This is a genomic window from Rhodanobacter sp. sgz306013 (assembly GCF_057031145.1).
This window is the reverse complement of the sequence record NZ_JBXCIJ010000004.1, coordinates 584,857-609,168: the sequence shown is the minus strand read 5'-3', so window position 1 is coordinate 609,168 and position 24,312 is coordinate 584,857. Positions and strand designations below refer to the sequence as shown.

At 67.7% G+C, this 24,312-nt stretch carries 24 protein-coding genes and 1 tRNA gene; 10 read left to right on the top strand and 15 right to left on the bottom strand.

Translation table 11 applies throughout. The features are described from left to right. Window positions 1-30: 30 nt before the first annotated feature. Both AC2EWF_RS15810 and AC2EWF_RS15805 read left to right on the top strand, forming a co-directional pair. Window positions 31-303, top strand: coding sequence for an acyl carrier protein (locus AC2EWF_RS15810; RefSeq protein ID WP_483640325.1), 273 nt, complete (start codon window positions 31-33; stop codon window positions 301-303). Then, window positions 303-1,535, top strand: coding sequence for a beta-ketoacyl-[acyl-carrier-protein] synthase family protein (locus AC2EWF_RS15805; protein WP_483640324.1), 1,233 nt, complete (start codon window positions 303-305; stop codon window positions 1,533-1,535). Before AC2EWF_RS15810 ends, AC2EWF_RS15805 begins: the two co-directional genes overlap by 1 nt. A 965-nt stretch (window positions 1,536-2,500) precedes the next feature. On the opposite strand, the gene AC2EWF_RS15800 is transcribed toward AC2EWF_RS15805, so the two are convergent. Both AC2EWF_RS15800 and AC2EWF_RS15795 read right to left on the bottom strand, forming a co-directional pair. Continuing rightward, window positions 2,501-3,901, bottom strand: coding sequence for an aspartate aminotransferase family protein (locus AC2EWF_RS15800; RefSeq protein ID WP_483640323.1), 1,401 nt, complete (start codon window positions 3,899-3,901; stop codon window positions 2,501-2,503). Window positions 3,902-3,970: 69 nt separating this feature from the next. Next, window positions 3,971-4,669 (bottom strand): MtnX-like HAD-IB family phosphatase, encoded by a 699-nt coding sequence (locus AC2EWF_RS15795; RefSeq protein ID WP_483640452.1) that lies wholly within the window; start codon window positions 4,667-4,669, stop codon window positions 3,971-3,973. A 242-nt stretch (window positions 4,670-4,911) separates the two neighbouring features. On the opposite strand from AC2EWF_RS15795, the gene AC2EWF_RS15790 reads away from it, so the two are divergent. Continuing rightward, a complete protein-coding gene (locus tag AC2EWF_RS15790) occupies window positions 4,912-5,625 on the top strand; it encodes a MipA/OmpV family protein (RefSeq protein ID WP_483640322.1) in 714 nt (237 codons plus the stop codon). Here the strand turns inward: AC2EWF_RS15790 and AC2EWF_RS15785 are convergent. Genes AC2EWF_RS15785 through AC2EWF_RS15775 form a run of 3 tightly spaced genes read right to left on the bottom strand, consistent with a single transcriptional unit; the run spans window position 5,599 to window position 7,277 of the window. After that, entirely contained in the window at window positions 5,599-6,360 is a 762-nt protein-coding gene (locus AC2EWF_RS15785; RefSeq protein WP_483640321.1) for a CPBP family intramembrane glutamic endopeptidase, read from the bottom strand. The genes AC2EWF_RS15790 and AC2EWF_RS15785 overlap by 27 nt on opposite strands. Window positions 6,361-6,405: 45 nt before the next feature. Beyond that, window positions 6,406-6,732: a non-heme iron oxygenase ferredoxin subunit gene (locus AC2EWF_RS15780; protein WP_483640320.1), complete on the bottom strand. Its 327-nt coding sequence runs from the start codon at window positions 6,730-6,732 to the stop codon at window positions 6,406-6,408. Then, window positions 6,729-7,277: a GNAT family N-acetyltransferase gene (locus tag AC2EWF_RS15775; protein ID WP_483640319.1), complete on the bottom strand. Its 549-nt coding sequence runs from the start codon at window positions 7,275-7,277 to the stop codon at window positions 6,729-6,731. The genes AC2EWF_RS15780 and AC2EWF_RS15775 overlap by 4 nt, the downstream gene beginning before the upstream one ends. A gap of 299 nt (window positions 7,278-7,576) precedes the next feature. Here AC2EWF_RS15775 and AC2EWF_RS15770 point away from each other — a divergent pair, with 299 nt between their 5' ends. From AC2EWF_RS15770 to AC2EWF_RS15755, 4 genes are read left to right on the top strand one after another with little or no spacing between them, the layout of a single operon-like run. Continuing rightward, complete coding sequence (locus tag AC2EWF_RS15770; RefSeq protein WP_483640318.1) at window positions 7,577-7,882, top strand: putative quinol monooxygenase; 306 nt, start codon at window positions 7,577-7,579, stop codon at window positions 7,880-7,882. 57 nt (window positions 7,883-7,939) lie between these two features. Beyond that, the gene (locus AC2EWF_RS15765; protein ID WP_483640451.1) at window positions 7,940-8,245 is read left to right on the top strand and encodes an EthD family reductase; all 306 of its coding nucleotides are present in this window, start codon (window positions 7,940-7,942) and stop codon (window positions 8,243-8,245) included. Between the two features lie 38 nt (window positions 8,246-8,283). After that, window positions 8,284-9,171 (top strand): alpha/beta fold hydrolase, encoded by an 888-nt coding sequence (locus AC2EWF_RS15760; RefSeq protein ID WP_483640317.1) that lies wholly within the window; start codon window positions 8,284-8,286, stop codon window positions 9,169-9,171. After that, on the top strand, window positions 9,168-10,049 hold the full coding sequence (locus AC2EWF_RS15755; protein WP_483640316.1) for a sigma-70 family RNA polymerase sigma factor: 882 nt from the start codon (window positions 9,168-9,170) through the stop codon (window positions 10,047-10,049). Before AC2EWF_RS15760 ends, AC2EWF_RS15755 begins: the two co-directional genes overlap by 4 nt. A 140-nt stretch (window positions 10,050-10,189) precedes the next feature. Here the strand turns inward: AC2EWF_RS15755 and AC2EWF_RS15750 are convergent. From AC2EWF_RS15750 to AC2EWF_RS15725, 6 genes are all read right to left on the bottom strand, one after another. Continuing rightward, a tRNA-Ser gene (locus AC2EWF_RS15750) sits at window positions 10,190-10,282 on the bottom strand. Between the two features lie 73 nt (window positions 10,283-10,355). Next, window positions 10,356-10,562, bottom strand: coding sequence for a carbon storage regulator CsrA (csrA, locus tag AC2EWF_RS15745; RefSeq protein ID WP_483640315.1), 207 nt, complete (start codon window positions 10,560-10,562; stop codon window positions 10,356-10,358). A 252-nt stretch (window positions 10,563-10,814) separates the two neighbouring features. Then, entirely contained in the window at window positions 10,815-13,460 is a 2,646-nt protein-coding gene (gene alaS / locus AC2EWF_RS15740; RefSeq protein WP_483640314.1) for an alanine--tRNA ligase, read from the bottom strand. Between the two features lie 46 nt (window positions 13,461-13,506). Next, window positions 13,507-13,998 (bottom strand): regulatory protein RecX, encoded by a 492-nt coding sequence (locus AC2EWF_RS15735; protein ID WP_483640450.1) that lies wholly within the window; start codon window positions 13,996-13,998, stop codon window positions 13,507-13,509. A 64-nt stretch (window positions 13,999-14,062) separates the two neighbouring features. Continuing rightward, entirely contained in the window at window positions 14,063-15,100 is a 1,038-nt protein-coding gene (gene recA / locus AC2EWF_RS15730) for a recombinase RecA (protein WP_483640313.1), read from the bottom strand. 125 nt (window positions 15,101-15,225) lie between these two features. Continuing rightward, complete coding sequence (locus AC2EWF_RS15725) at window positions 15,226-15,735, bottom strand: CinA family protein (protein ID WP_483640312.1); 510 nt, start codon at window positions 15,733-15,735, stop codon at window positions 15,226-15,228. 74 nt (window positions 15,736-15,809) lie between these two features. Between AC2EWF_RS15725 and mutS the strand changes: the two genes are divergently transcribed. Further along, window positions 15,810-18,386, top strand: coding sequence for a DNA mismatch repair protein MutS (mutS, locus tag AC2EWF_RS15720; RefSeq protein WP_483640311.1), 2,577 nt, complete (start codon window positions 15,810-15,812; stop codon window positions 18,384-18,386). A gap of 99 nt (window positions 18,387-18,485) precedes the next feature. Here mutS and AC2EWF_RS15715 read toward each other — a convergent pair whose 3' ends face one another. The 4 genes from AC2EWF_RS15715 to AC2EWF_RS15700 all read right to left on the bottom strand — a co-directional run bounded on the left by AC2EWF_RS15715 (window position 18,486) and on the right by AC2EWF_RS15700 (window position 21,105). Then, entirely contained in the window at window positions 18,486-18,845 is a 360-nt protein-coding gene (locus AC2EWF_RS15715; RefSeq protein WP_483640310.1) for a hypothetical protein, read from the bottom strand. A 338-nt stretch (window positions 18,846-19,183) separates the two neighbouring features. Continuing rightward, on the bottom strand, window positions 19,184-19,792 hold the full coding sequence (locus AC2EWF_RS15710) for a response regulator (protein ID WP_483640309.1): 609 nt from the start codon (window positions 19,790-19,792) through the stop codon (window positions 19,184-19,186). Between the two features lie 77 nt (window positions 19,793-19,869). Then, on the bottom strand, window positions 19,870-20,448 hold the full coding sequence (locus AC2EWF_RS15705; RefSeq protein ID WP_483640308.1) for a dihydrofolate reductase family protein: 579 nt from the start codon (window positions 20,446-20,448) through the stop codon (window positions 19,870-19,872). Between the two features lie 21 nt (window positions 20,449-20,469). After that, a complete protein-coding gene (locus AC2EWF_RS15700; protein ID WP_483640307.1) occupies window positions 20,470-21,105 on the bottom strand; it encodes a glutathione S-transferase family protein in 636 nt (211 codons plus the stop codon). A gap of 106 nt (window positions 21,106-21,211) precedes the next feature. Here AC2EWF_RS15700 and AC2EWF_RS15695 point away from each other — a divergent pair, with 106 nt between their 5' ends. Beyond that, window positions 21,212-21,802 carry a TetR/AcrR family transcriptional regulator gene (locus AC2EWF_RS15695; RefSeq protein WP_483640306.1) on the top strand — a complete coding sequence of 197 codons (591 nt, stop codon included), beginning with the start codon at window positions 21,212-21,214 and terminating at the stop codon, window positions 21,800-21,802. Between the two features lie 315 nt (window positions 21,803-22,117). Next, a complete protein-coding gene (gene katG, locus AC2EWF_RS15690; RefSeq protein WP_483640305.1) occupies window positions 22,118-24,277 on the top strand; it encodes a catalase/peroxidase HPI in 2,160 nt (719 codons plus the stop codon). Window positions 24,278-24,312 lie beyond the last annotated feature (35 nt).

Below are 24,312 nucleotides of genomic sequence, written 5' to 3'. Positions count from 1 at the left end.
CCCATTGTCGCCTGCCACCAAGGATCCGTCATGACCGGAACGACCCAGCAGCAAGTGTTCGAGATCATCGCCAAGCAGGCCAAGGTCGACGTGGCGAGCGTCAAGCCCGAATCCACGCTGAAGGACCTAGGCATCGCCTCGCTGGAGGCGATCGAGCTGATCTTCGACATCGAGGAGCACTTCGACATCCACTTCCCCGAGCAGCAGGGTGCCAATTTCGACAGCGATACCGCACAGAGCCTGGTCGAAGCCGTGCAGAAGGCGATGGACGAGAAGGCTGCAGCGGGCGAAGGCGGCCAGTAATGCCCACCATCGAGACACGCCGGGTGGTGATCACCGGCATGGGCGCGATCAGCCCGCTGGGCGTGGGCGCCCGCGCGCTGTGGCAGGGCCTGCGCGAGGGACGCAGCGCGATCGGCCCGCTGCGCCACCGCGACAGCGACACGCTGCGCGTGAAGATCGCCGCCCAGGTGCCGGAAAGCTTCGACCCGGCCACCGGCATCGACGAGCGCACCCTGCCCCTGCTCGACCGCACCTCGGAATTCGCGCTGCACGCGGCGCGCGAGGCGATCGCGCACTCCGGCATCGACTTCGCCCGCGACGGCCTGGGCCGGCGCACCGCCGTGGTGGTGGGCACCGGCGTGGGTGGCGAGACCACCCAGGACGAGCAGAGCCGCCGCCTCTATGCCGAGAAGGCCAGCCGCACCCATCCGCTCACCATCGTGCGGCTGATGACCAACGCCTCGGCCAGCCAGATCAGCATCGCCTACGGCCTGCGCGGCCCCACCTACGCGGTGGCCAGCGCCTGCGCCTCGGCCAACCACGCCATCATCCAGGCGGCGCAGATGATCCGCTTCGGCATGACCGAGGTGGCCGTCACCGGCGGCACCGAGGCCTGCCTCAGCTACGGCGCGCTGCGTGCATGGGAAGCGATGCGCGTGCTGTCCGACGACACCTGCCGGCCGTTCAGCGCGAATCGCCGCGGCCTCGTGCTGGGCGAAGGCGCCGGCATCTTCGTGCTGGAGTCGCTGGAGCACGCCCGCGCGCGTGGCGCCACCATCCTCGCCGAACTCGCCGGCACCGGCATGAGCGCCGACGCCAGCGATATCGTGATGCCCAGCGCCGAAGGCGCCGCGACGTCGATGCGCCAGGCAATGGAAGAAGCCGGACTGAACCCGGAAGACGTCGACTACATCAACGCCCACGGCACCGGCACCCAGGCCAACGACGTCACCGAAACCCGCGCCATCCGCCTCGCCTTCGGCGAGCACGCCAACCGCCTCGCGGTGACCTCCACCAAGTCCATGCACGGCCACGCACTGGGCGCCTCCGGCGCGCTGGAACTCGTGGCCGCGATCGGCGCCCTGCGCGAGAACGTGGTGCCGCCCACCGCGAACCTGGACAAGGTCGATCCCGCCTGCGACCTCGACTACGTGCCGAACACCGCGCGCGCGATGCCGGTGCGGGCGGTGCTCAGCAACTCGTTCGCGTTTGGCGGGTTGAACGCCGTATTGGCGTTGAAGCGGGCGCCGTAACCCCGGCGCCCGTTCACTCTGAGCGTAGGCCTGCAGGGCCGGAGTCGAAGGATTCCACTGAGCTATCAAAGCGGTTTCGGGCGCCCTACGGGCGCCCGAGCTACTTTCTCTTTGCGTGCCCAAAGAGAAAGTAGCCAAAGAGAAACGGCACCCCGCAGCGTCGCTTTCCGTCCTTCCATGGCCGGAAAGTCCGCGAGTCGCGGCCGGACTTTTCGGCCGGGCCTCCTGCCCGGTCGAAAAGGCATCGCCCTCCCTGGCGATGCCCGCTGCGCGGCCTGATCGTCCACGCCTCACCGCCGCCGAGGGGCCCCGAAGAGCAGGCGCGCATCCTGCTCGCCAGGAACCAAATGCAGACACATTGCTTCCGTCGAGGCAACGCACGCACATACCGCTCGACATGCGAAACAAGCGCTCGCCAATGGGGGACGTCGGACTACCCATCCAAATCTGCGCCGCTCCGCGGCAGAGCCTGGCTTCGAGCATCAACCGGCAATGCGATGCGCCTCTGAAATACGCACAGCAGGGCCTTTGCCTTGGCCTCTGGTGCGCAGGATGCGCGCCTGCTTTTCCAGGGCCCTTGGGCGGCGGTGAGGTGGGGACGAAAAGGCCGCGCAGCGGGCGTTGCCATAGACGGCAACGCCTTTTCGCGCGGGCAGGAGCCCGCTCGAAAAGCCCGGCCCCACCTCACGGACTTGCCGGGCATGGATGCCCGGCAAGCGCCAACCGGGGTGTCGTTTTCTCTTGGCTACTTCTCTTTTGGACAAGCAAAAGAGAAGTAGCTCGGGCGCAGGCAGGCGCACGAAATCGCTTTGTCGCTCGCGCAGGCACTCCCCCTCTCCCGCGAGCGAGCGAGGAAAGAAAAAGGCTGTCGCGAGCTCCCAACCTCTCCCCAAAGGGGCGAGGGAGAAAAGCAAAAGGCCCGGCGGTTTCCCGTCGGGCCTTTCGTTGCAGCGTGCGACTGGCTATCAGCCCTTCTTCGCCTTCGTCAGCAGCTGATCCAGCAACGACATCGCCAGATCAATCTCCTCGTGCGTGATGTCCAGCGACGGCGCGAAGGTGATCACGTTCTTGTACCAGCCGCCCACGTCGAGCACGAGGCCGATCTTCTTGCCGTTGTGTTCCAGGTCGCCGGCCAGGCCGATGTCGACCATCTTGTCGAGCAGCGCCTTGTTCGGGGTGAAGCCGTCGTCGGTGCAGATTTCGGCGCGCAGCGCCAGGCCGAGGCCGTCGACGTCGCCGATTTCCTTGTGCTTCTTCTGCAGCTCGCGCAGGCCTTCGAGGAAGTGCGCGCCCTTCTTCGGCACGCTGGTCTCGTAGTCCAGCTCGTAGCCCATCTTGATCACTTCCAGGCCCAGCGAGGTACCCAGCGGGTTGGAGTTGAACGTGGAGTGGGTGGAGCCCGGCGGGAAGATGGTCGGGTTGATCAGCTCCTCGCGTGCCCACAGGCCGGACAGCGGATTGAGGCCGTTGGTGAGCGCCTTGCCGAACACTACGATGTCCGGCGTCACGCCGAAGTTCTCGATCGACCACAGCTTGCCAGTGCGCCAGAAGCCCATCTGGATCTCGTCGGACACCATCAGGATGCCGTACTGGTCGAGCACCTTCTTCAGGCCCTTGAAGAAGCCCATCGGCGGGACGACGTAGCCACCGGTGCCCTGGATCGGCTCGACGTAGAACGCGGCGTATTCGCACTGGTTGGTCTTGGGGTCCCACACGCCGTTGTATTCGGTCTCGAACAGGCGCTCGAACTGGCGTACGCAGCTGTCGGAATACTCTTCCGCGGTCATCCCCTTGGGGCGGCGGAACGGATACGGGAACGGCAGGAACATCGCGCGTTCGCCGAAGTGGCCGAAGCGGCGGCGGTAGCGGTAGCTGGAGGTGATCGACGAGGCGCCCAGGGTGCGGCCGTGGTAGCCGCCCTCGAAGGCGAACATCAGGCTCTTGCCGTTCTTGAAGTTGCGCACCAGCTTGAGCGAATCCTCGATCGCCTGCGCGCCGCCCACGTTGAAGTGCACGCGGCCGTCGAGGCCGAACTTCTTCTTCGCATCCAGCGCGATGGTCTTGGCCAGCTCGATGCGGGTCTGGTGCAGGTACTGGCTGGCTACCTGCGGCAGCACGTCGATCTGCCTCTTCAGCGCATCGTTGAGGCGCTTGTTGCCGTAGCCGAAGTTGACCGCCGAGTACCACATCTGCAGATCGAGGAACGGCGTGCCGGCCGTGTCGTACATGTAGCTGCCTTCGCCGTGGCGGAAGATCTTCGGCGGGTCCACGTAATGCACGGTGTCGCCGAAGGAGCTGTACTTGGCCTCGTCGGCGAGCAGTTGCGCGTCGTCGATGAAACCGACGGCGTTCTTGTCGATGATCATGGGTCGGGTTCCGGGGGAACGGTTGCGGAGGGTATTAGGGAGTTCCGGTCAAACCGGCGGGGAGGCCGCTCAGGCCGCTGCCGCCTCGTGATAGCGCGCGTGCTGCGCCAGCGTGCCGTCGAGCAGGCGCGGCAGGTATTCCAGCGCATCCTCGAAGCCGGTGATCGGCATGTAGGGGATGCCGGCGGCGCGGCAGTGCTCGATCAGGCGGTGCTTGGCGAACACGAAGTCCACACGGTCGGCGGCGCAGAAGTCCGATGCACCGTCGCCGATCAGCAGGGTCTTCGCGCCCGTGGTGCGGGCCTGCGCCACGCAGGCGCACTTGCAGGTGCCGCTGCGGCAGCCCTCGGCCTGGAATGGCGAGGTGAGCTGCCACTGCTTCGGCGGCGTGGCCGGCGCCAGGTGGTTGGCTGCCAGCGGCAGGTCGTCCAGGCCGTAGCGGCCGAGGATCTGGTGGATCGCGTAATCGAGGCCGTCGCTGACGATGCGGATCGGCACGTTGAGCTCGCGGGCCTTCGCCACGAAGCCCGGGAAGGCATGGTCGATCCACAGCTCGCGCAGGTGCTCGTCCAGCTCGGCGCGGGTCATCTGCAGCAGTTCGACCTGGCCGGCCATGCACTCGCGCGAGCCGATGCGACCGGCGCGCCAGTCCTGCTCCAGCACTTCCCAGCCCGGGCGGCCAAAACGGTCGAGCAGCGAGTCGATCACGTCTTCGACGGAGATGGTGCCGTCGAAATCGCAGAGGATGGTCCAGCCGGAAACGGGCATCAGTGGCGCACTCACAGCAGTCATGGATGCCACGGTAGGCAAGCTGCCTTTCGGCGCCCTTTCCCCCTGACCGCCAGCGGGGCGCGAACCAAACCGCGGCTGAGCGCACATCCGGCCTTTGACAACCGGACGGGCGGACGACCGTTAAGCTGACCCGGTTCCCTCGTTGCTCCCGCCCGATGCCCTTCGCCCGTTCGCGCCTGCTGCCCGCCCTGTTGTGTCTGTCTTTGCCATTCTCAGCCATGGCCGACACCGGCGACACGACGATGCTGGCAGTCGGTGCCGGCATGCAGCGCATGCCCGGCTGGGCCGGTGCACGCACCCACCGCGACGACCCGATCCCGTTTGTGGACATCGACTTGCCGCAGTACGGCTTCAGTTTGTCCACCGACGACGGCTTGCAGTGGGACCTGATCCGTGACGCGCACCTGCACGGCGGTCTCTATGGCAATTTCCAGTGGGGCCGCGACCGCGACGACCTCCACGCGCTGGCCGGCAAAATCCCCTCGCTGGCGTCGCGCGCCACCGGCGGCGGCTATCTGGAGTGGGACTTCAACCCGCAACTCGACGCCGGCATGCACCTCAGCCACGACGTCAGTGGCGCCGGCGCCTACCTGGAGTTCTATGCGGAGTGGGACCCGCCCAAGCTGGGCCTGCTGGAACAGTCGCTGCGTTTGCGCTGGCAATCGATGAACGGCGCAGCGATGCGGCGCTTCTTCGGTGTCACGCCTGGCTCGGCGCAGGCACTGGGCGTGCCGGTATGGCAGCCGGGCGGCGGCAGCCAGCTCGCCACGCTGGAGTACGACCTGTTCGTGCCGACCAGCAAGCACACCGGCCTGGCCGCCTCGCTGGAATACGGCTACCTGCTCGGCAACGCTGCCGCCAGCCCGCTGGTGCGCCAGTACGGCTCGCGCAGCCAGCTCACCGAATCACTGGCCTTCGTCTACCATTTTTGACGGCCGCCGCGGCACCCGCAGTACCACGGCCAACATCACCAGATGCGCCACGATGGAGAGACCGGCGCCACCGTGGGCGTCGCGCAGTTCCACCGGCACCAGCGCCGCCTGCAGGCCGTTGCCCAGATTCCAGCCCCAGTGCAACCCCAGTGCCGCCCACAGGCTGCCACTGCGCCACAACGCCGCCGCGTAAGGCAAGCCGAAGGCGAACAGCAGCAGCCATTCCATTGGCCCGTTGCCCAGCCGGTAGATGTGATTGAGCACGAAGATCCCGGCGGAGACGGGCACGAACAGCATGCCGCTGCGCCAGCGGATGCCGGTTGCGCGATACCAGAAACCGCGCGTGAGAATGTCCTCGGCCAGCGAGGGCACGAAAGTGGCGAGCAACAGCATCGGCAGGGCCGGCAACAGGCTGACCGGCGCATCCGCAGGCGTCTGCGCATCCGGCACGTACACGCCAAGCCGCAGCCCCAGCCACACCGCGCCGAACTTCGCCAGCACGGTCAGCAGCAAACCGACCGGCAACCACCGCCATCCACCGCCGTCCAGCGCATACGCGCCAAAGCCGCGCCAGCCCAGCCAGAGCGACAACGGCCACGCCGCCAATACGCTGGCCGTCATCAGCACATCGCGCACCAGCGTGTTGTGCAGCCAGTGTGTACCCACGCCCTCGGCGGACTGGTAAAGCAGCCACAGGATCGCGAACGCCGGCACCATACGCCACGCATGTTTCATCGCTTCCCCTTCGCCGGACCACGCATCATGGCGAGGCCGCGGCCGTCAACGGTCGTCGCGGGTCCAGATCGCGCCCTCTTCCTCGCGCACCGGGAAGCTGGCCACCGGCTCCACCGCGGGCGGACGCGTCACCGCGCCGCTGCGCAGGTCGAAGCGCGCGCCGTGGCGCGGGCACTCCACCTCGAAGCCGAGTACCTCGCCACCGGCGAGGTCGCCACCGTCGTGGGTGCAGACATCCTCGATCGCGTAGAGGTCACCATCGATGTTGTACACCGCGATCGGCGTGTCGCCATCGAACACCACCTTGAACTCGCCCGGCAACACTTCGCTGCGCGTGCCGACGCGCACCCAACCCTCGCCCGCCAGGCTCATGCCGGCACCCCGGCGAGTTCCTTGCGCAACACCTCGAAGCGAAGATCGTCGCGGCGCGGTATGCCGAAACGCTCGTCGCCGTAGGGGAACGGCTGGTATTCGCCGGTGCGGCGATAGCCGCGGCGCTCGTACCAGGCGATCAGCTCCGCACGCTGCACGATCACCGTCATGTGCATCGCGCGGCACTGCCACGACTCGCGCACGATGCGTTCGGCCTCGGCCAGCATCGCCTTGCCGAGGCCGCCGCCCTGCTGTGCCGGATCGACCGCGAACATGCCGAAGTAGCCGGAATCGCCACGCCGCTCGATGTGGCAGCTGGCCAGCAGCACGCCGTCGCGCTCGGCCAGCAGGAGCATGCTGCCGGGCTGGTCAAGCAGTGCCGAGACGCCGGCGGCGTCGGTGCGCTGGCCGTCCAGCAGGTCGGATTCGGTGGTCCAGCCGCGGCGGCCGGAATCGCCGCGGTAGGCGGATTCGACCAGGGCCACGATGGCGGGGACGTCGGCCGGGGTGGCCGGGCGGAAAACGGGGTGGGTCGGTTCGGACATGCGCGGATAGTAGATGCTCGCCGCCAGGGCTGGCGACCGTGGCCATCGTCGCCGCCATGCGGTCGCGCATCCATGACCCAAGTCACTGCAGCCACCCCGCTGGCGTGCCCTGGCCCGCGGTTTCGCAAATTCTCTCACCCGCGCGCCGGCCTCAGCACTCCTGGGACCGCCTGCATGCCGCATCGCGGCACCGGCGGGATGAGGGAGCAAATCGGATCCTTTCAAAAAGTGGCCGCGTCGCGATCCGTTTCCGGCCCCCGGATCGTCCTTGGTGTGTCCCCAACAGAAGGAGGCATGCCATGTCCGACAAATCCGTTGTCCTGATCAACCTGCTGAAGACCGAACCCGGCAAGCAGCAGGCACTGATCGCGATCCTGAAACAGAACATCGATAGCGTGATCCGCACGCTCCACGGCTGGAGGACGACCCGGCTGATCGCAGCCGCGGATGGGGCCTGCGTCGTGATTTACTCCGAATGGGAGAGCCCCGCCGCCGTCGAGGCCATGCGCAACGATCCGCGCATGAAGGCCTACTTCCCGAAGATCGCCGAGCTGGCGAGCCTGGATTCGGTCATCGGCTCGACGGTGGCGAACGAAGCCCGTTGAACGCGCCTGCCAGAACCCGCGTCACGCAAGCCAACGAGGAGAGCCGCCGTGGCCAGGATGTTGGTGATCTACCGTACACCGAAGGACGCCGAGGCGTTCGACCGCCATTACTTCGATGTCCACGTGCCGCTCGCCTGGAAGATTCCAGGCCTGAGGAGATACGAGGTGAGCGACGGCCGCATCGCGACGCCGGTGGGCGCTTCCAGCGTCCACCGGATAGGTACCCTGCATTTCGACGACCTCGCGGCGATCGAAAAGGCATTCGCAAGCCCGGAGGGGCGGGCCGCCGGGGCGGATCGCCGGCTTTTCGCCCCCGACGACTCGGGTGTCCAGATGTTTCTTTTCGCCAGCAGGGACGTTTGAGCAACCCCGCGACGGCAACAAACCAGGAGAGCCCATCCATGTCGGCAAGCAAGACGGTTTTTGTCCTGGTCCACGGCGGTTGGCACAACCGATCGGCGTGGGGCCGCGTTGCACCCCTGCTCGAAGCCGGCGGCTTCGAGGCCCTGACGCTGGATCTCCCCGGTGCCGGGGCTCATGCAGTCGCGCCGATATCGGTGGATCGCACGCCGTTCGACCCCGTCGCGTTCGCCACCGAGCGGTCGCCAAACGCCGGCGTGACGCAAGAGCAGCGGACACAGGCGGTCGTCGCACTGGTGAAGGAGGCCGCCTCGCGGGGCAAGGTCGTGCTGGTCGGGCATTCGGCCGGCGGCATGACGATTTCGGCGGTAGCCGAGCAGGTGCCGGCGCTGCTGCACGCGGTGGTGTACCTCGCCGGCTTCATGGTGCCAAACGGCATGACCCTGCTCGAAATGCTCCAGCACGAAACGCTGTCTTCAGCACTGGCGCCGCGGCTGTTCGTGGGCAACCCCGCCACCCTAGGCGCCACCCGGATTCATCCCGGTTCGACCGACCCCGCCTACCGGGCGCTGCTCAAGGCCGCGTTCTACCACGATGTGACCGCTGCGGATTTCACGCACGCCGCATCACAGCTCCATTGCGACGAATCGAACGCTGGCGCGTTAGCGCCATCGGCGGTCACCCGGGGGCGGTTCGGCTCGGTGCCGCGCCACTACATCCGCTGCACGCAGGATTGCGCCGTCCCCCTGACCGGCCAGGATCACATGATTGCGGCGATGGACGCCGCCATCGGCAACAAGACGACCACCCATACCCTGGAGAGCAGCCACTCGCCCTTTCTGTCGCAACCGGCCGCCCTCGCGCGGATACTCGCCGACATCCCGTCCCTGGGCCGCCAGTTCGCACCGACACAGCAGGTTCCAGCATGAACACGGACGCATTCGAGGATCACCTGAAAGCGCTGCGGCCACGCCTGCATCGCTACTGCGCACGCATGACCGGATCGGCGATCGATGGCGAGGACGTATTGCAGGACGCCCTGGTCAAGGCCGTGCAGGCCCGGAGCCAGGGCGCCGCGGTGGACAACCTCGAAGGCTGGCTGTTCCGCATAGCCCACAACGCGAGCCTCGATTTCCTGCGCGTCCGATCGCGGGGCACGGTCGTCCCACCCACCGAGGATATCGAGGCGACACCGATGCCCGAGGCGGACATCGTCGCGGTCAGCTTCCAGACGTTCCTGCGGCTGCCCGAACTCCAGCGCTGCGCGGTGATCCTCAAGGACGTCCTTGGCCACTCGGTCGACGAGATCGCAGGCATCGCCCAGTGCTCTCCCGCAGCCGCCAAGTCGGCGCTGCAGCGCGGGCGCGCCGCGCTGCGCCAACTCGCGCAGTCACCCGAAGATGCCCTGCTGCCGCTGATGTCCGATGCTGCCCGGGGGAAGATCGCCGCCTACGTGGATCTGTTCCGGAGCGGCGACTTCGATGCGATCCGCGCCATGCTCGCCGACGACGTGAAGCTCGAACTGGTGAACCGGCTGCAACTGGACGGACGCGGCAACGTCGCTCCGTATTTCACCCGTTATGCGGAAGTGACGAAATGGCGGTTCGCCCTCGGCGCAGTCGAAGGACAACCCGTCATGCTGGTCTTCGACAGCTCCGGCCCGATGGAGCGTCCCGCGCATTTCGTCCAGATCGACTGGGCGGAAAACCGGATCACCCGGATCAGGGACTTTCTGTTCGCTCCGTATGTGCTCGAAGCCATCGACTGGGTGAGGCTTGATCATGGGAGCGGCGAGGTGGCGCATTGAGCACCGGAGGGAGCGGCAAGGCAGGCCACGACGACCCGGAGGGCGAAGCGCGGGATGCGGCGAGCCACCCTTAGGTCGGTCCACGCCTCTCTACTCCGCCAGATACGCAAAACGCCCCACTCGGGGGCGTTTTGCGTATCTGGCGGAGAGAGAGGGATTCGAACCCTCGATAAGGCTTTTGACCCTATACTCCCTTAGCAGGGGAGCCCCTTCGGCCACTCGGGCATCTCTCCGGATTTGTGGTGCTGCGGCAGGGTCGGCAAGGATAACCGCCGACCGGCTTGAGGTAAAGCCTGGATGCCGCGATCAGTGCTCGTCGCCGCCGGAGGTGGAGCCGCCGCCCGCTTCGTGCTCGCCCTTGATGCGCTGGTAGATTTCCTCGCGATGCACGGCAACGTTCTTCGGCGCGTTGATGCCGATGCGCACCTGGTTGCCTTTCACGCCCAGAACGGTGACGGTCACCTCGTCGCCGATCATCAGGGTCTCGCCAACCCTGCGGGTCAGAATCAACATGGTTACTACTCCATTAATTCCTGGTTCCAGACCGCGGCGACGGTGCCTCACCCCTGAGCGTCCATCACCGCGGTTCGACGATCGACCCGTCGAAGGCCCTACCGCCTTCCCGGCTCTCCATCCAGCTACCTGTCGCGACAACCGCTTGGTCATGCGCGGCAGGCGCCCATCGGTATTCAGTCGATACTAGCGAGCAACCCGCATCGGCGCAATGCGCACAGGCATGGCCTGTCGCAGGGATTGTGGTTGACGTCAGGTTCGGGCCGACAACTGGTCGGCAATCCAGGACGGCAGGCCCGCCAGGATCGCTGCCAGTTCGGGCGCGTCCGTGCCGCCGCCCTGCGCCATGTCGGGGCGACCGCCACCCTTGCCGTCGATCTGCTTCGCCACATGCGACACCACGTCACCCGCCTTGACGCGGCCCAGTGCACGGCCGTGCACGCCAGCGATCAGCGATACGCGGCCATCCGCGGCGCCCGCCAGCAGGATCACGCAGTCGCCCAGCTGCTGCTTGAGCTGGTCCACGCTGTCGCGCAACGCCTTGGCATCCAGCCCTTCCAGGCGCGCGGCGACCATCTTGATGCCGTCCACGTCGTGCGCGCTGCCGGCCAGTTCGGCGGTGGCGTTGCCGGCGGCCTTCGCGCGCAGCGATTCCAGTTCGCGTTCCAGCTTCTTCTGCTTGTCGAACAGCTGGCGCAGCTTGTCGACGGCGTCGTCGCCGGCGCTGGAAAGCAGCTGCGACAGCTCGCCAAGGCGACGCTCCTCGCCGGCCACGTAGGCCAGCGCACCGGCGCCGGTGACCGCCTCGATGCGGCGCACGCCGGAGGCCACACCGGACTCGGCGACGATCTTGAACAGGCCGATGTCGCCGGTGCGGACCACGTGGGTGCCGCCGCAGAGTTCCGTCGAGAAATCGCCCATCTTCAGTACGCGCACCTCGTCGCCGTACTTCTCGCCGAACAGCGCCATTGCGCCGAAGGCGATCGCGTCGTCGTAAGCCATGTGGCGCACGTCGGCCTGCGCGTTGCGGCGCACCTCGGCGTTCACCATGGCCTCCACTTCGGCCAGCTCCTCGCGGCTCACCGGCTTGTGGTGGGCGAAGTCGAAGCGCAGGCGATCGGGCGCCACCAATGAACCCTTCTGGGTGACGTGGGTGCCCAGCACCTTGCGCAGCGCAGCGTGCAACAGGTGGGTGGCGGAATGGTTGAGCACGATGGCCTGGCGGCGCGCGGCGTCGACCTGCGCATCCACCACGTCGCCGGACTTCAGCGGCTGCGCACCATGCCAGGTGCCGGCATGGCCGAAGAACACGCCGCCCATCTTCAGCGTGTCGGCCACGGCGAAGCGACCCGCACCGTCGGACAGCGTGCCGGTGTCACCCACCTGGCCGCCGGACTCGGCGTAGAACGGCGTGCGTTCGAGGATCACGTAGCCCTGCTCGCCCTCGCCGAGCTGCGGCACCTCGCGGCCGTCGCGCACGATGCCCAGCACTTTGCAGCCGGTCGCCGCCAGCGCCTCGTAACCGAGGAACGCGGTGGGCGCGAGCTGGCTGGCGAGCTCCGCCGGCATCTGGCCCCTGGCCTCGAACTTGCCCGCGGCGCGGGCACGCTCGCGCTGCTCGTTCATGGCCTCCTCGAAGCCGGCCATGTCCACGGCGAGGCCGCGCTCGCGCGCGATGTCGGCGGTGAGATCGACCGGGAAGCCGTAGGTGTCGTAGAGGCGGAACGCGTCCTCCCCCGCGATGGTCTTGCCGGCAAGCCTGCCGGTCACCTCGTCGAACACGCGCATGCCGTGCTCCAGCGTCTCGCCGAAGCGCTGCTCCTCGGTGCGCAGCGCATCTTCCACGAAACCCTGCTTCTGTTTCAGGTCGGGATAGGCCTCGCCCATCTCCTCGACCAGCGGCTGCACCATCTTCCAGAAGAAATCGCCGCGCACCCCCAGCATCCAACCATGGCGCAAAGCGCGGCGGATGATGCGGCGGAGCACGTAGCCGCGGCCTTCGTTGGAGGGCAGCACGCCGTCGACGATCAGGAACGAGCAGGCGCGCACGTGGTCGGCGATCACCCGCAGCGACTGGTTGGCGAGGTCCTTCGTGGCGGTGAGCCCGGCCGCCACCTCGACAAGGTGCCGGAACAGGTCGATCTCGTAGTTGGAATGCACGTGCTGCAGCACGGCGGCAAGGCGCTCCAGGCCCATGCCGGTATCCACGCAAGGCGCGGGCAGCGGCGACAGCGTGCCGTCCGGCGCGCGGTCGAACTGCATGAACACCAGGTTCCAGATCTCGATGTAGCGGTCGCCATCCTCGTCGGGCGAGCCGGGCGGGCCGCCGGCCACGCCGGGGCCGTGGTCGTAGAAGATCTCGGTGCAGGGGCCGCAAGGGCCGGTGTCGGCCATCTGCCAGAAGTTGTCCGAGGCGAACGGTGCGCCCTTGTTGTCGCCGATGCGCACGATGCGCTCGACCGGCACGCCGACCTGCTGGTGCCAGATATCGAAGGCTTCGTCGTCGGTGTGGTAGACGGTGACCCACAGCCTATCGGCCGGCAGCTTGAACACGCCGGTCAGCAGCTCCCACGCCCAGGTGATCGCCTCGCGCTTGAAGTAGTCGCCGAACGACCAGTTGCCCAGCATCTCGAAGAACGTGTGGTGGCGGGCGGTGTAGCCCACCTGGTCCAGGTCGTTGTGCTTGCCGCCGGCACGCAGGCAGCGCTGCACGTCGGCCGCACGCACGTAGGGCAGCTTTTCGCTGCCCAGGAACACGTTCTTGAACGGCACCATGCCCGAGTTGGTGAACAACAGGGTCGGATCGCTGGCGGGCACCAGCGAGGCGGACGGCACGATGGTGTGACCCTTCGCGCGGAAGAAGTCGAGGAAGGCGGAGCGGATGTCGGCGGTTTTCATGCGTGGCGGCGATGGCTGCGGGAGGCACGCCGCTACTCCGCCGCGATCAGTCTTCCTCGTCGGCCTCGTCCACTTCGGCGTGGGTTGCGTATCTTACCGTGGCGGCGGCAAAGCCGCGGCGCAGGAGGAATTGTGCCCGTTTGCCCTGCTCGACGCGATCCGTGGCGGGCTTGCCGCCGTAACGGCGACGCAACTGGGCGGCGGCGCTGGCGCCCCAATCCACTTCGGCCTCGTCGAGCAGGCGACGGACGGTCGCATCCGCAAGGCCGTGGGTTTTCAGTTCCATGCGGATGCGCAAGGGGCCGTAGCCTTGCGCGGCGCGGTTGCGCAGGAGCATCCCGGCAAAGCGTTCGTCGTCCTGGTAGTGCTGCTCGCTGAGCCTGGCCACGGCTTCATCGGCTTCGTTGGCGGCGTAGCCGCCCCGGTCGAGCTTGCGGCGCAGCTCGCGCTTCGATTGCTCGCGGCGCGCGAGCAGCCCAAGCGCCTTGTCGTAGGCGCCGGGGCGGGGTTTGCCGGAGTCGTCGTCGCGGCGTTTCATGCAGAAGCCCTGCTCCACTTCAACCCTCCCCTGCGCACAGGGAAGGGAATGGAGCGGCGGACTGTCACGCCTCTTCCAGCGCTTCCTCGGACGCCGGGGCGGCCTTGCCGGCGCCGCCCACCAGCAGGCGGGCGCGCAGCTCGCTGTCGATCTCGTTGGCAACGGCGGGGTTGTCGCGCAGGAATTGACGCACGTTTTCCTTGCCCTGGCCGATGCGGTCGCCCTTGTAGCTGTACCAGGCGCCGGACTTGTCGATCAGGTTCTGCGCCACGCCCAGCTCGATGATCTCGCCTTCGCGCGAGGTGCCCTCGCCGTAGAGGATCTCGAACTCTGCCTGGCGGAACGGCGGCGCCACCTTGTTCTTCACCACCTTGACGCGGGTTTCCGAACCGATGACTTCCTCGCCCTTCTTCACCGCGCCGATGCGGCGGATATCCAGGCGCACCGAGGCATAGAACTTCAGCGCGTTGCCGCCGGTGGTGGTCTCGGGGCTGCCGAACATCACGCCGATCTTCATGCGGATCTGGTTGATGAAGATCACCAGGCAGTTCGACTTCTTGATGTTGGCGGTGAGCTTGCGCAGCGCCTGGCTCATCAGGCGGGCGTGCAGGCCGACGTGGGAGTCTCCCATCTCGCCCTCGATTTCTGCCTTGGGGGTGAGCGCGGCCACCGAGTCCACCACTACCACGTCCACTGCGCCGGAGCGCACCAGCATGTCGGCGATCTCCAGCGCCTGCTCGCCGGTGTCGGGCTGCGAGACCAGCAGATCGTCCACGTTCACGCCGAGCTTGGCGGCGTAGCTGGGATCGAGCGCGTGCTCGGCATCGACGAAGGCCGCGGTGCCGCCGTTTTTCTGGCAGTTCGCGATCACCTGCAGGGTGAGCGTGGTCTTGCCCGAGGATTCCGGGCCGTAGATCTCGATCACGCGGCCGCGCGGCAGGCCGCCCACGCCCAACGCGATGTCCAGGCCCAGCGAACCGGTGGACACGGTCTCGATCGCCTCGTTGGTGCGATCGCCCATGCGCATCACGGCCCCCTTGCCGAACTGCTTTTCAATCTGGCCGAGGGCGGAGGCGAGCGCCTTGCGCTTGTTGTCATCCATCGTCTTGGTTCCGGTTGGGCTGTGATTGGAGGGCATGATGCCCGGCTCGCGTCTCACGGGCTGCGATCAGCGACGAACCCCGAGTATCCCACAGCGGTCAAGCCACCCGGCCGGCCGGTGGCGCCTCATTCCGTCAGGGTTTTCCGCAGGCCGGCGAGGGCCGCGGCCACGGTCTGCCGACGCACCGCCTCGCGGTCGCCGGCGAAATGGAACAGCTGCGCGTGGGCGTAGCCGCCGCGGCGCTTCCAGCCGATCCACACAGTGCCCACCGGCTTGCCCGGCGTGCCGCCACTGGGGCCGGCGATCCCGGTGACCGCCACCGCCACGCCGGCACCGAAGCGGGCCAGCGCACCGGAGACCATCTCCAGCACGGTCTCCTCGCTCACCGCGCCGGTGTGTTCCAGCGTGCGCGGGTCCACGCCGAGCAACGCCTGCTTCGCCTCGTAGCTGTAGGTGACCACGCCGGCGTCGAACCACGCCGAACTGCCCGGCAAGTCGGTGAGCGTCTTGGCGATCCAGCCGCCGGTGCAGGATTCGGCCGTGACCAGCATCAGGCGGTGGCGCAGCGTCTCCTCCGCCACTGCCCGCGCCAGCACGTGCAATTCGGCATCGGTAGGAACAGACGACGACTCCATGCGAGACTCCCGACCTTAGAAGCCGGCACGTTAACGCGGATCGGCCATCCTGTTCCACCCGCGCGCAGCCACGCATGACCCACGACGATCTCTCCCTGCACACGCCCCTGATGCGCCAGTACCTCACCGCCAAGGCGGCGCATCCCGACGTGCTGCTGTTCTTCCGCATGGGCGATTTCTACGAGCTGTTCTACGACGACGCGCGCAAGGCGGCACGGCTGCTGGACATCACGCTGACCCAGCGCGGGCAGTCGGCAGGCGCTCCGATCCCGATGGCGGGCGTGCCCTACCACGCGGTGGAGAACTACCTGGCAAAACTGGTGCGGCTGGGCGAATCGGTGGCGATCTGCGAACAGATCGGCGACCCGGCGCTGGCCAAGGGCATCGTCGAGCGCAAGGTGGTGCGCGTGGTTACGCCGGGCACGGTCACCGACGCCGCGCTGCTGGAGGAGCGCCGCGACAACCTGCTGCTGGCGATCGGTGCCGGTGCGAAGGAAGGCTATGGCCTCGCCTGGGTGGACCTCTCCAGCGGCCGCTTCCTGCTCAGCGAGGTGCCGCACGCCGAGGCGCTGGCGGCGGAACTCGCGCGCCTGCAGCCCGCCGAGACCCTCGTGGACGAAAGCGCGGCCTGGCCGAAACTGGTCGCCGCACTGCCCGGTCTGCGCAAGCGGCCACCGTGGCATTTCGAGACCGATGCGGCACGTCGCGAACTCAACCGCTTCTTCGGCACGCGCGACCTCGCCGGCTTCGGGGTGGACGGCCTGCCGCTGGCGATCGGCGCGGCCGGCTGCCTGCTCGGCTACGTTGAGGAAACTCAGAAGAGCGCGCTGCCGCACCTGAGTGGCATGGCGGTGGAATCGGCGAGCGAAACCATCGCGCTGGATGCCGCGACACGCCGCAACCTCGAACTGGACACCCACCCGAGCGGCCGCACCGAACATACCTTGCTCGGCGTGCTGGACGAGACCGTGACGCCGATGGGCGCGCGCCTGCTGCGCCGCTGGCTGAACCGGCCGCTGCGTTCGCGCGAGGTGCTGCGCGGCCGCCACCAGGCCATCGGTGCCTTGATCGACAACCGCCGCTATGAAGCACTGCGTGAGCAATTGCGCGGCATCGGCGACCTGGAGCGCATCCTTGCCCGCGTGGCATTGCGTTCGGCGCGGCCGCGCGATCTGTCCACGCTGCGCGATGGTCTTCTGGCGGCGCCGAAACTGCGCAAGTGCATCGCAGATCTGGATAGCCCGCTGCTGCACTCGCTGGTCGAACGCATCGGCGACCACGCCGACAGCACCGACCTGCTCGCCCGCGCCATCGTGCCGCAGCCGCCGGTGCTACAGCGCGACGGCGGCGTCATCAGCGACGGCTACGACGCCGAGTTGGACGAGTTGCGCCGGCTTTCCACCCACGCCGACCAGTACCTTGTCGAACTGGAGGAACGCGAGAAGGCCGCCAGCGGCATTTCTACGCTCAAGGTGGGCTACAACCGCGTGCACGGCTACTACATCGAGATCAGCAAGGCGCAATCGGACAAGGCGCCGACCCACTACACGCGCCGCCAGACCACAAAGAACGCCGAGCGCTACATCACCGAAGAGCTCAAACAGTTCGAGGACAAGGTGCTCAGCGCGAAGGAGCGCTCGCTGATGCGCGAGCGCGCGCTGTACGAGGCACTGCTGGATACGCTCACCGAAAAGCTCGAGCCGCTGAAGCAGGCCGCCGCCGCCATCGCCGAACTCGACGTGCTGGCCACCCTCGCCGAGCGCGCCGGGACACTGGACTGGAGCGCGCCCGAACTCGCCGACGAAGCCGGCATCGCCATCGAACGCGGCCGCCATCCGGTGGTGGAAAAGGTGCGCGAGGAACCGTTCGAGCCGAACGACCTGATGCTGGACGACACCCGCCGCATGCTGGTGATCACCGGCCCGAACATGGGCGGCAAATCCACCTACATGCGGCAGAACGCGCTGATCGTGCTGCTCGCCCACATCGGCAGCTACGTGCCGGCCAGCCGCGCCGTGATCGGACCGGTCGACCGCATCTTCACCCGCATCGGCGCCGGCGACGACCTCTCGCGCGGCCAATCCACCTTTATGGTGGAGATGAGCGAGACCGCCAACATCCTGCACAACGCCACCGAGCACAGCCTGGTGCTGATGGACGAGGTGGGACGCGGCACCAGCACCTACGACGGCCTGGCGCTGGCGCGGGCGGCGGCGGTGCACCTGGCCACGGCGAGCCGGGCCTTCACCCTGTTCGCCACCCACTACTTCGAACTGACCGAACTCGCCGGCGAGTACCTCGGTATCGCCAACGTGCACCTGGACGCCGTGGAGTACGGCGAGCAACTGGTGTTCATGCATGCGGTGAAGGACGGCCCCGCCAACCGCAGCTTCGGCCTGCAGGTGGCGGCGCTGGCCGGGTTGCCGAAGGCGGTGATCGCCGACGCGCGCCGCACGCTGGCGGAACTGGAGCGCGGCATGTTCGCGCATGCCGTCACGCCGGCGCCCACTGCCGACGCCTCGCCGCAACTGGGGCTGTTTGCGCCGCCCGCGCCATCGGCGGTGGAGCATGCGCTGGACGCCATCGACCCCGACGCGCTGAGCCCGCGCGAGGCGTTGGACGCGCTATACCGGCTGAAGTCGCTGCGCTGACCGCCGCCCGGCGCATCCGGCCGCCGGCCCACGCCGCAATGAAAAGCCTCCCCGCGCGTGCGGGGAGGCTCCAACGCGTCCGGCCGTTCGCGCGCCGGATCAACGCACGCGCTGGCGACGGATCTGGTGGCTGTCCCGGTTCAGCGACTTGTTGAGGTTGCGCTTTTCCTTCTTGGTGAGATGGCCGTGGTGCTTCGCCTCGTCGGCGCTCTCCCGTGCCGCGATGTTGTTGTCGCGGGTTTCGTCGCGCGTGACCTGCTTGGCGTTGAGCTGGCCATCCTTCACGCCCGTCTGGATCCGGTCCTGCTGGTTTTCCAGTCGGTTGTTGACCTCGTTGACGCGGGGATGCCCCGGGACGCTGGTCTGTGGCGCGGCCTGGGCCATCGCGACACCCGAGGCGAACACGGCAGACACCAGCAGACCCATCAAGCCGTTGCGGAACGTCGTCTTTGCATTCATGAGCAGGAACCTCGTCGATAGTTGGCGGGCTGAATCAGTTCTGGAAGAAACCACACCGTGCACGCCAGGAGGTCGCATCCGCACATCCCGACCAGCGGCCGCAGGCCGGGTCATCCGCGCTGGACATTTCGCCCCCCCCCGGAGCAACGATCCGTATCGTCGCTTGTCTGACTGGCACGGGACGAAGAACGGCATCCCGCGCATCGAGTTGACCGCCGCGGTAACGCTGGTGACCGCATCAGTTCAGCCGTGATTTAGGTGTGCGCCATTCCCGAATACGCGCGGGCGTGATGCCGGCGCGCTGGCGATGCAGGAAGCAACGGCCGAAGGTGAAGGGGCTACGCGGAAGCCGACGGCGGCGGCTCGTCCGGCTCCGGCGGCAAGCTAGGCGCGGCATGGGCTTCGTCCGGCATCGCGATGTCGGGAATCGCGTCCCACTCGGCCTGGCTCACCCCGGCCGGCAGCCGGCCCGGCTCGGCCGGCGCGCGTGCCGTCAGGCGGCCCGTCAGAACCAGTTGCTGGATGCGCTCGAATACCTCGGCGCGGCCAAACGGCTTCTTCATGAAATCGTCGGCGCCGTAGCGCTGCACGTAGAACTGCTCGGTAGCCTGCACATTGCCGCTGATCATCACAATCGGGATGTGTGCGGTCAGCGGGTCGTGCCGCAGCTTGCGCAATACCGCGAAGCCAGACAGGCCAGGCAGCACGATGTCGAGAAAGACCAGGTCGGGCCGTTCGTCGCGCGCCAGTTCGAGCGCGCTCTCGCCGTCGGCCGCCTTGAGCACCTCGTAGCCGTCCTGGCCGAGCATTTTGCCCAGCACGGCGCGTATCGTCGCCGAGTCGTCCACCACCAGCACCCGGGTGCTGGTCGCCGCACGCACCCGCGGCTCGCTGTGGCGGCGCTCGCCGCCGGCCACCAGGCGCTTCAACAAACCGAAACCGGCCATCCCCTGCCCCCCGCCGGCGAAGGCGCCCGCGCCGGCGCAGTTTCCGTGCCAGCGCGGACGGACGCAAGCAGGACGGTTCACGCCTCAGGCGGCCGCGGCCGGTAACAGAGCAGCATGTTGCCGTTGCCGAAGCGACGCGACTCGGCGAGACGCAACTCCATGCCGTGCCCGAGGCCACCGAACAGCGGCTTGCCGCGCCGGCCCAGCACCACCGGGATGAACACCAGCTGGTATTCGTCGATCAGCCCGGTCGGCGCCAGCGCGGCCACCAGTTCGCCGCTGCCGAGGATCACCAGGTCGGCGCCCGGGCTGCGCTTCAGCTCCTGCAGACGCGACGCCGCGTCGCCCTGCAGCACCGTCGTGTTGTTCCACGCGGCCTCGTGCAAGGTGCGCGAGCAAACGTACTTCGGCATCGCGTTCATCGCTTCGGCCACCTGCGGTTCGTTCTGCGCGGCCGCCGGCGTGGGCCACCAGGACGCCATCATCTCGTAGGTGCGACGCCCGAACACCAGCTCGCCGCCGCTGCCAGCGTTGCCCGCCACGAAGGCATCCCATTCCGCATCGCGTTCGCGCCGGTGGGTCCAGCCGAAATCGCCGTCCGTGCTGGCATAGCAGCCGTCCAGGGTCAACATTTCAAAGGCAATCAGTCTGCGCATGATCCCGGCTCCCGTGCGTGGTCAGGCGGCGGCGCTGGCGGCAGGCGCCTGCGGGAACGGATCGCGCCATGCCGGCAGCGCCTGCAATTGTCGGTGCCAGCGCGCCACGTGCTCGAAACCGTCCAGCGGCAGCTGCGCCTCCCGAGCCCAGCCCAGCGGAGTGGACACGGCGAAATCCGCCACGCCCAGCCGGTCGTCCACCAGCCACTCATGCGCGGCCAGGTGCGAATCGAGGACCGCCGCGAACTGCCGGAAGAACCTGCCCGCCTCCGCCACCGCGGCCGCATCGGCGTCACCCATGCCCAGCAGGGGCTTGATCAGGTGCTCGAAAAACAGCGTGCCGCCGTGCCGCGAGAAATGCGCTTGGTTCCACGAAAGCCAGCGTAACGCGTCGACCTGCGACGCCGGCGCGGACGGCCACAGATCCGAGCCGGCCCTGTTCGCCAGGTGCACCATGATCGCGTCGGCCTCCCACAGGCGCAGTGCGCCGTCGATCAGCAGCGGCACCTTGCCGTTCGGGTTCAGCGCAAGGTACGGCGGCTGCCGCTGCTCGCCGCGCGCGAGGTCGACGCGTACGTAGTCGACCGGCAACTCCAGGTGCTTCGCCACCGCGCAGGCTTTGCGGGGATTGAAGGTCTCGGCGTAGTACAGCTTCATGGCGCACTCCTCGGTGATGGACGTGCGCAGTCTGCGCCGCATCTACATATGTTCAAGAACATATTCAGCGTCGGCGCTACGCTTGCCGCGACTGCAGGAGAACGCCATGCCGTACAGCGCCGAGCACAAGCAGCAGACCCGCGCGCGCATCGTCGAATGCGCCCGCGTGCTGTTCAACCGCAAGGGTTTCGCCGAGGTCTCGATCGACGAGATCATGGCCGGTGCCGGCCTCACCCGGGGCGGCTTCTACAACCACTTCAAGACCAAGGAAGACCTGTACGTCGAGGCGGTGGCGGCCTACCGGGATTTCAACCCGGTCGAACGCTGGCCGCACCTGGATCTCGATCCCGCGCGTGGCGGCAGCGCGTTCGCCCGCCAGATGGTCGACATCTACCTCTCGCGCGAGCATCTGGACGACATCGACGGCCATTGCCCAATGATCGCCCTACCCTCCGACGTGGCGCGCGCCGGCACGGGCGTGAAACGGGCCTACCACGGACTGCTGGAACGCATGGCCGGCATGCTCGCGCAGGGCTCCGGAGCATCCACCGGCGCGGAGGGCGCACGCCAGCGCGGGCTGGCACTCGCCGCACTGTGCGTGGGCGGCATGGTGCTGGCGCGCACCATCGAGGACGAGGCCTTCCGGGAGGAAATCCGCGCGGCGGCTCGCGCCACGGCGCACGAACTGATCGACTGAGCCGGAGAGACATTCATGCTGCGCCGCGTACGGTCGAGGGCTCGCCCAGGCTCCCGACACCTCACGGTCACGGTGCATTCGGCACTGTTCTAAATTCTGCTCTTCGAGCCGGCATTCGATAACCGCTGCCTATCACCGGCATTGGAACAATCAAATTCAATCAATGGCGGTTGCTGCGTAGATTGTTCCTTCGCCGCCCCGCGTGCTCCGGCTGTGCCCCGCACCCAAGTTGTCCATGGACGGTTCCGTGCAAACCCCAAGGGATCGCCGTGACGATGCGGCACGCCAGTATCGCCACCCCAGGAGAGAGAGACCATGTCAGCCGAAGCGAAGTGCCCCTTCCATCCCGCCGCGACCGGCACCGCCAACCGGGACTGGTGGCCGAACCAGCTGCGTCTCGAGTTGCTGAGCCAGCACTCCGAAAAATCCAGTCCGCTGGACAAAGCGTTCGACTACCGCGCCGAATTCGCGAAGCTCGATTACGCCGCGCTGAAGCAAGACCTGCTGGCCCTGATGACCGATTCGAAGGACTGGTGGCCGGCCGACTTCGGCAGCTACGCCGGTTTGATGATCCGCATGGCCTGGCATAGCGCCGGCACTTACCGCGTCGGCGACGGCCGCGGCGGTGCGGGGCGCGGTCAGCAGCGATTCGCCCCGCTGAACTCCTGGCCCGACAACGTCAGCCTCGACAAGGCACGTCGGCTGTTGTGGCCGGTGAAACAGAAATACGGCCAGAAGATCTCGTGGGCCGACCTGATCGTGCTGGCCGGCAACGTGGCGCTGGAGTCCACCGGATTCCGCACCTTCGGCTTCGCCGCCGGGCGCGAAGACGTATGGGAGCCCGACCAGGACGTGTCCTGGGGCGGCGAGACCGAGTGGCTGGCGCCGAGCGACGCGCCGAACAGCCGCTATTCCCACGGCAAGCCAGGCGAGCGCACGCTCGACAACCCGCTGGGCGCGGTGCAGATGGGGCTGATCTATGTGAACCCGGAAGGCCCGGACGGCAAGCCCGATCCGCTCGCCGCGGCGCACGACATCCGCGAGACCTTCGCGCGCATGGCCATGGACGACGAGGAAACCGTCGCACTGATCGCGGGCGGCCATACCCTGGGCAAGACCCACGGCGCCGCGCCGGCCAGCCACGTCGGCGCCGCCCCGGAGGCCGCTCCGCTCGAAGAGCAGGGTCTCGGCTGGGCCAGCACCTTCGGCAGCGGCGTGGGCAAGGACGCCATCACCTCCGGCCTGGAGGTCACCTGGACGCGCACGCCGGTGCAATGGAGCAACGACTTTTTCAAGTTCCTTTTCGACTTCGAGTGGGAACCGGAAAAGAGCCCCGCCGGCGCACACCAATGGGTCGCCAAGGGCGTCGACGCGATTATTCCGGGACCTTCGCCGGATTCGCCGAAGCGTCGGCCGACCATGCTCACCACCGACCTGTCGCTGCGCTTCGATCCCGCCTACGAAAAGATCTCGCGCCGTTTCCGCGATGACCCGCAGGCGTTCGCCAATGCGTATGCACGCGCGTGGTTCAAGCTGACCCATCGCGACCTCGGTCCCAAGGCGCGTTACCTGGGCCCCGAAGTGCCACAGGAGGACCTGCTCTGGCAGGACCCGTTGCCCGAGGCCACGCACCATCCCAGCGCCGCCGATATCGCCGACCTCAAGGCGAGGATCGCCGGCTCCGGCCTCGGCGTGTCGCAACTGGTTTCGCTGGCCTGGGCCTCGGCCTCCACCTTCCGCGGCGGCGACAAGCGCGGCGGCGCCAACGGCGCGCGAATCCGCCTCGCCCCGCAGAGGGACTGGACGGTCAATGCGCAGGCCATCAAGGCGCTGCCCAAGCTGGAAGACATCCAGCAGGCCTCCGGCAAGGCCTCGCTGGCCGACGTGATCGTGCTGGCCGGCGGCGTGGGTATCGAGATGGCGGCCAAGGCCGCGGGCATCGACGTCGAGGTGCCGTTCTCGCCAGGCCGCGTTGACGCCAGCGCCCAGCAGACCGACGTCGAATCGTTCCGGCACCTGGAGCCTTTCGCCGATGGTTTCCGCAACTACCTCAAGGGCGGATCGAGCGTGCCCGCCGAACACCTGCTGATCGACAAGGCCCAGCTGCTCACGCTGACCGCACCGGAGATGACCGCGCTGGTCGGCGGCCTGCGCGTGCTGGGCGCCAACTACGACGGCAGCCGGCACGGCGTGTTCACCGACCGGCCTGGCGTGCTCAGCACCGATTTCTTCATCAACCTGCTGGACATGGCCATCGAGTGGAAGCCGGCCGGCGACCAGTTCGAGGGCCGGGACCGCAAGAGCGGCGCGATGAAGTACACCGGCACCCGGGTGGACCTGGTGTTTGGGTCGAACTCGGTGCTGCGCGCATTGGCGGAGGTCTACGCCAGCGCCGACGGCAAGGAGAAGTTCGTGCACGATTTCGTGGCGGCCTGGGCCAAGGTGATGAACCTCGACCGGTTCGACCAGGCCTGACCGGCCGGTGCAAGCGAAGAAGCCGGCGCTTGGCG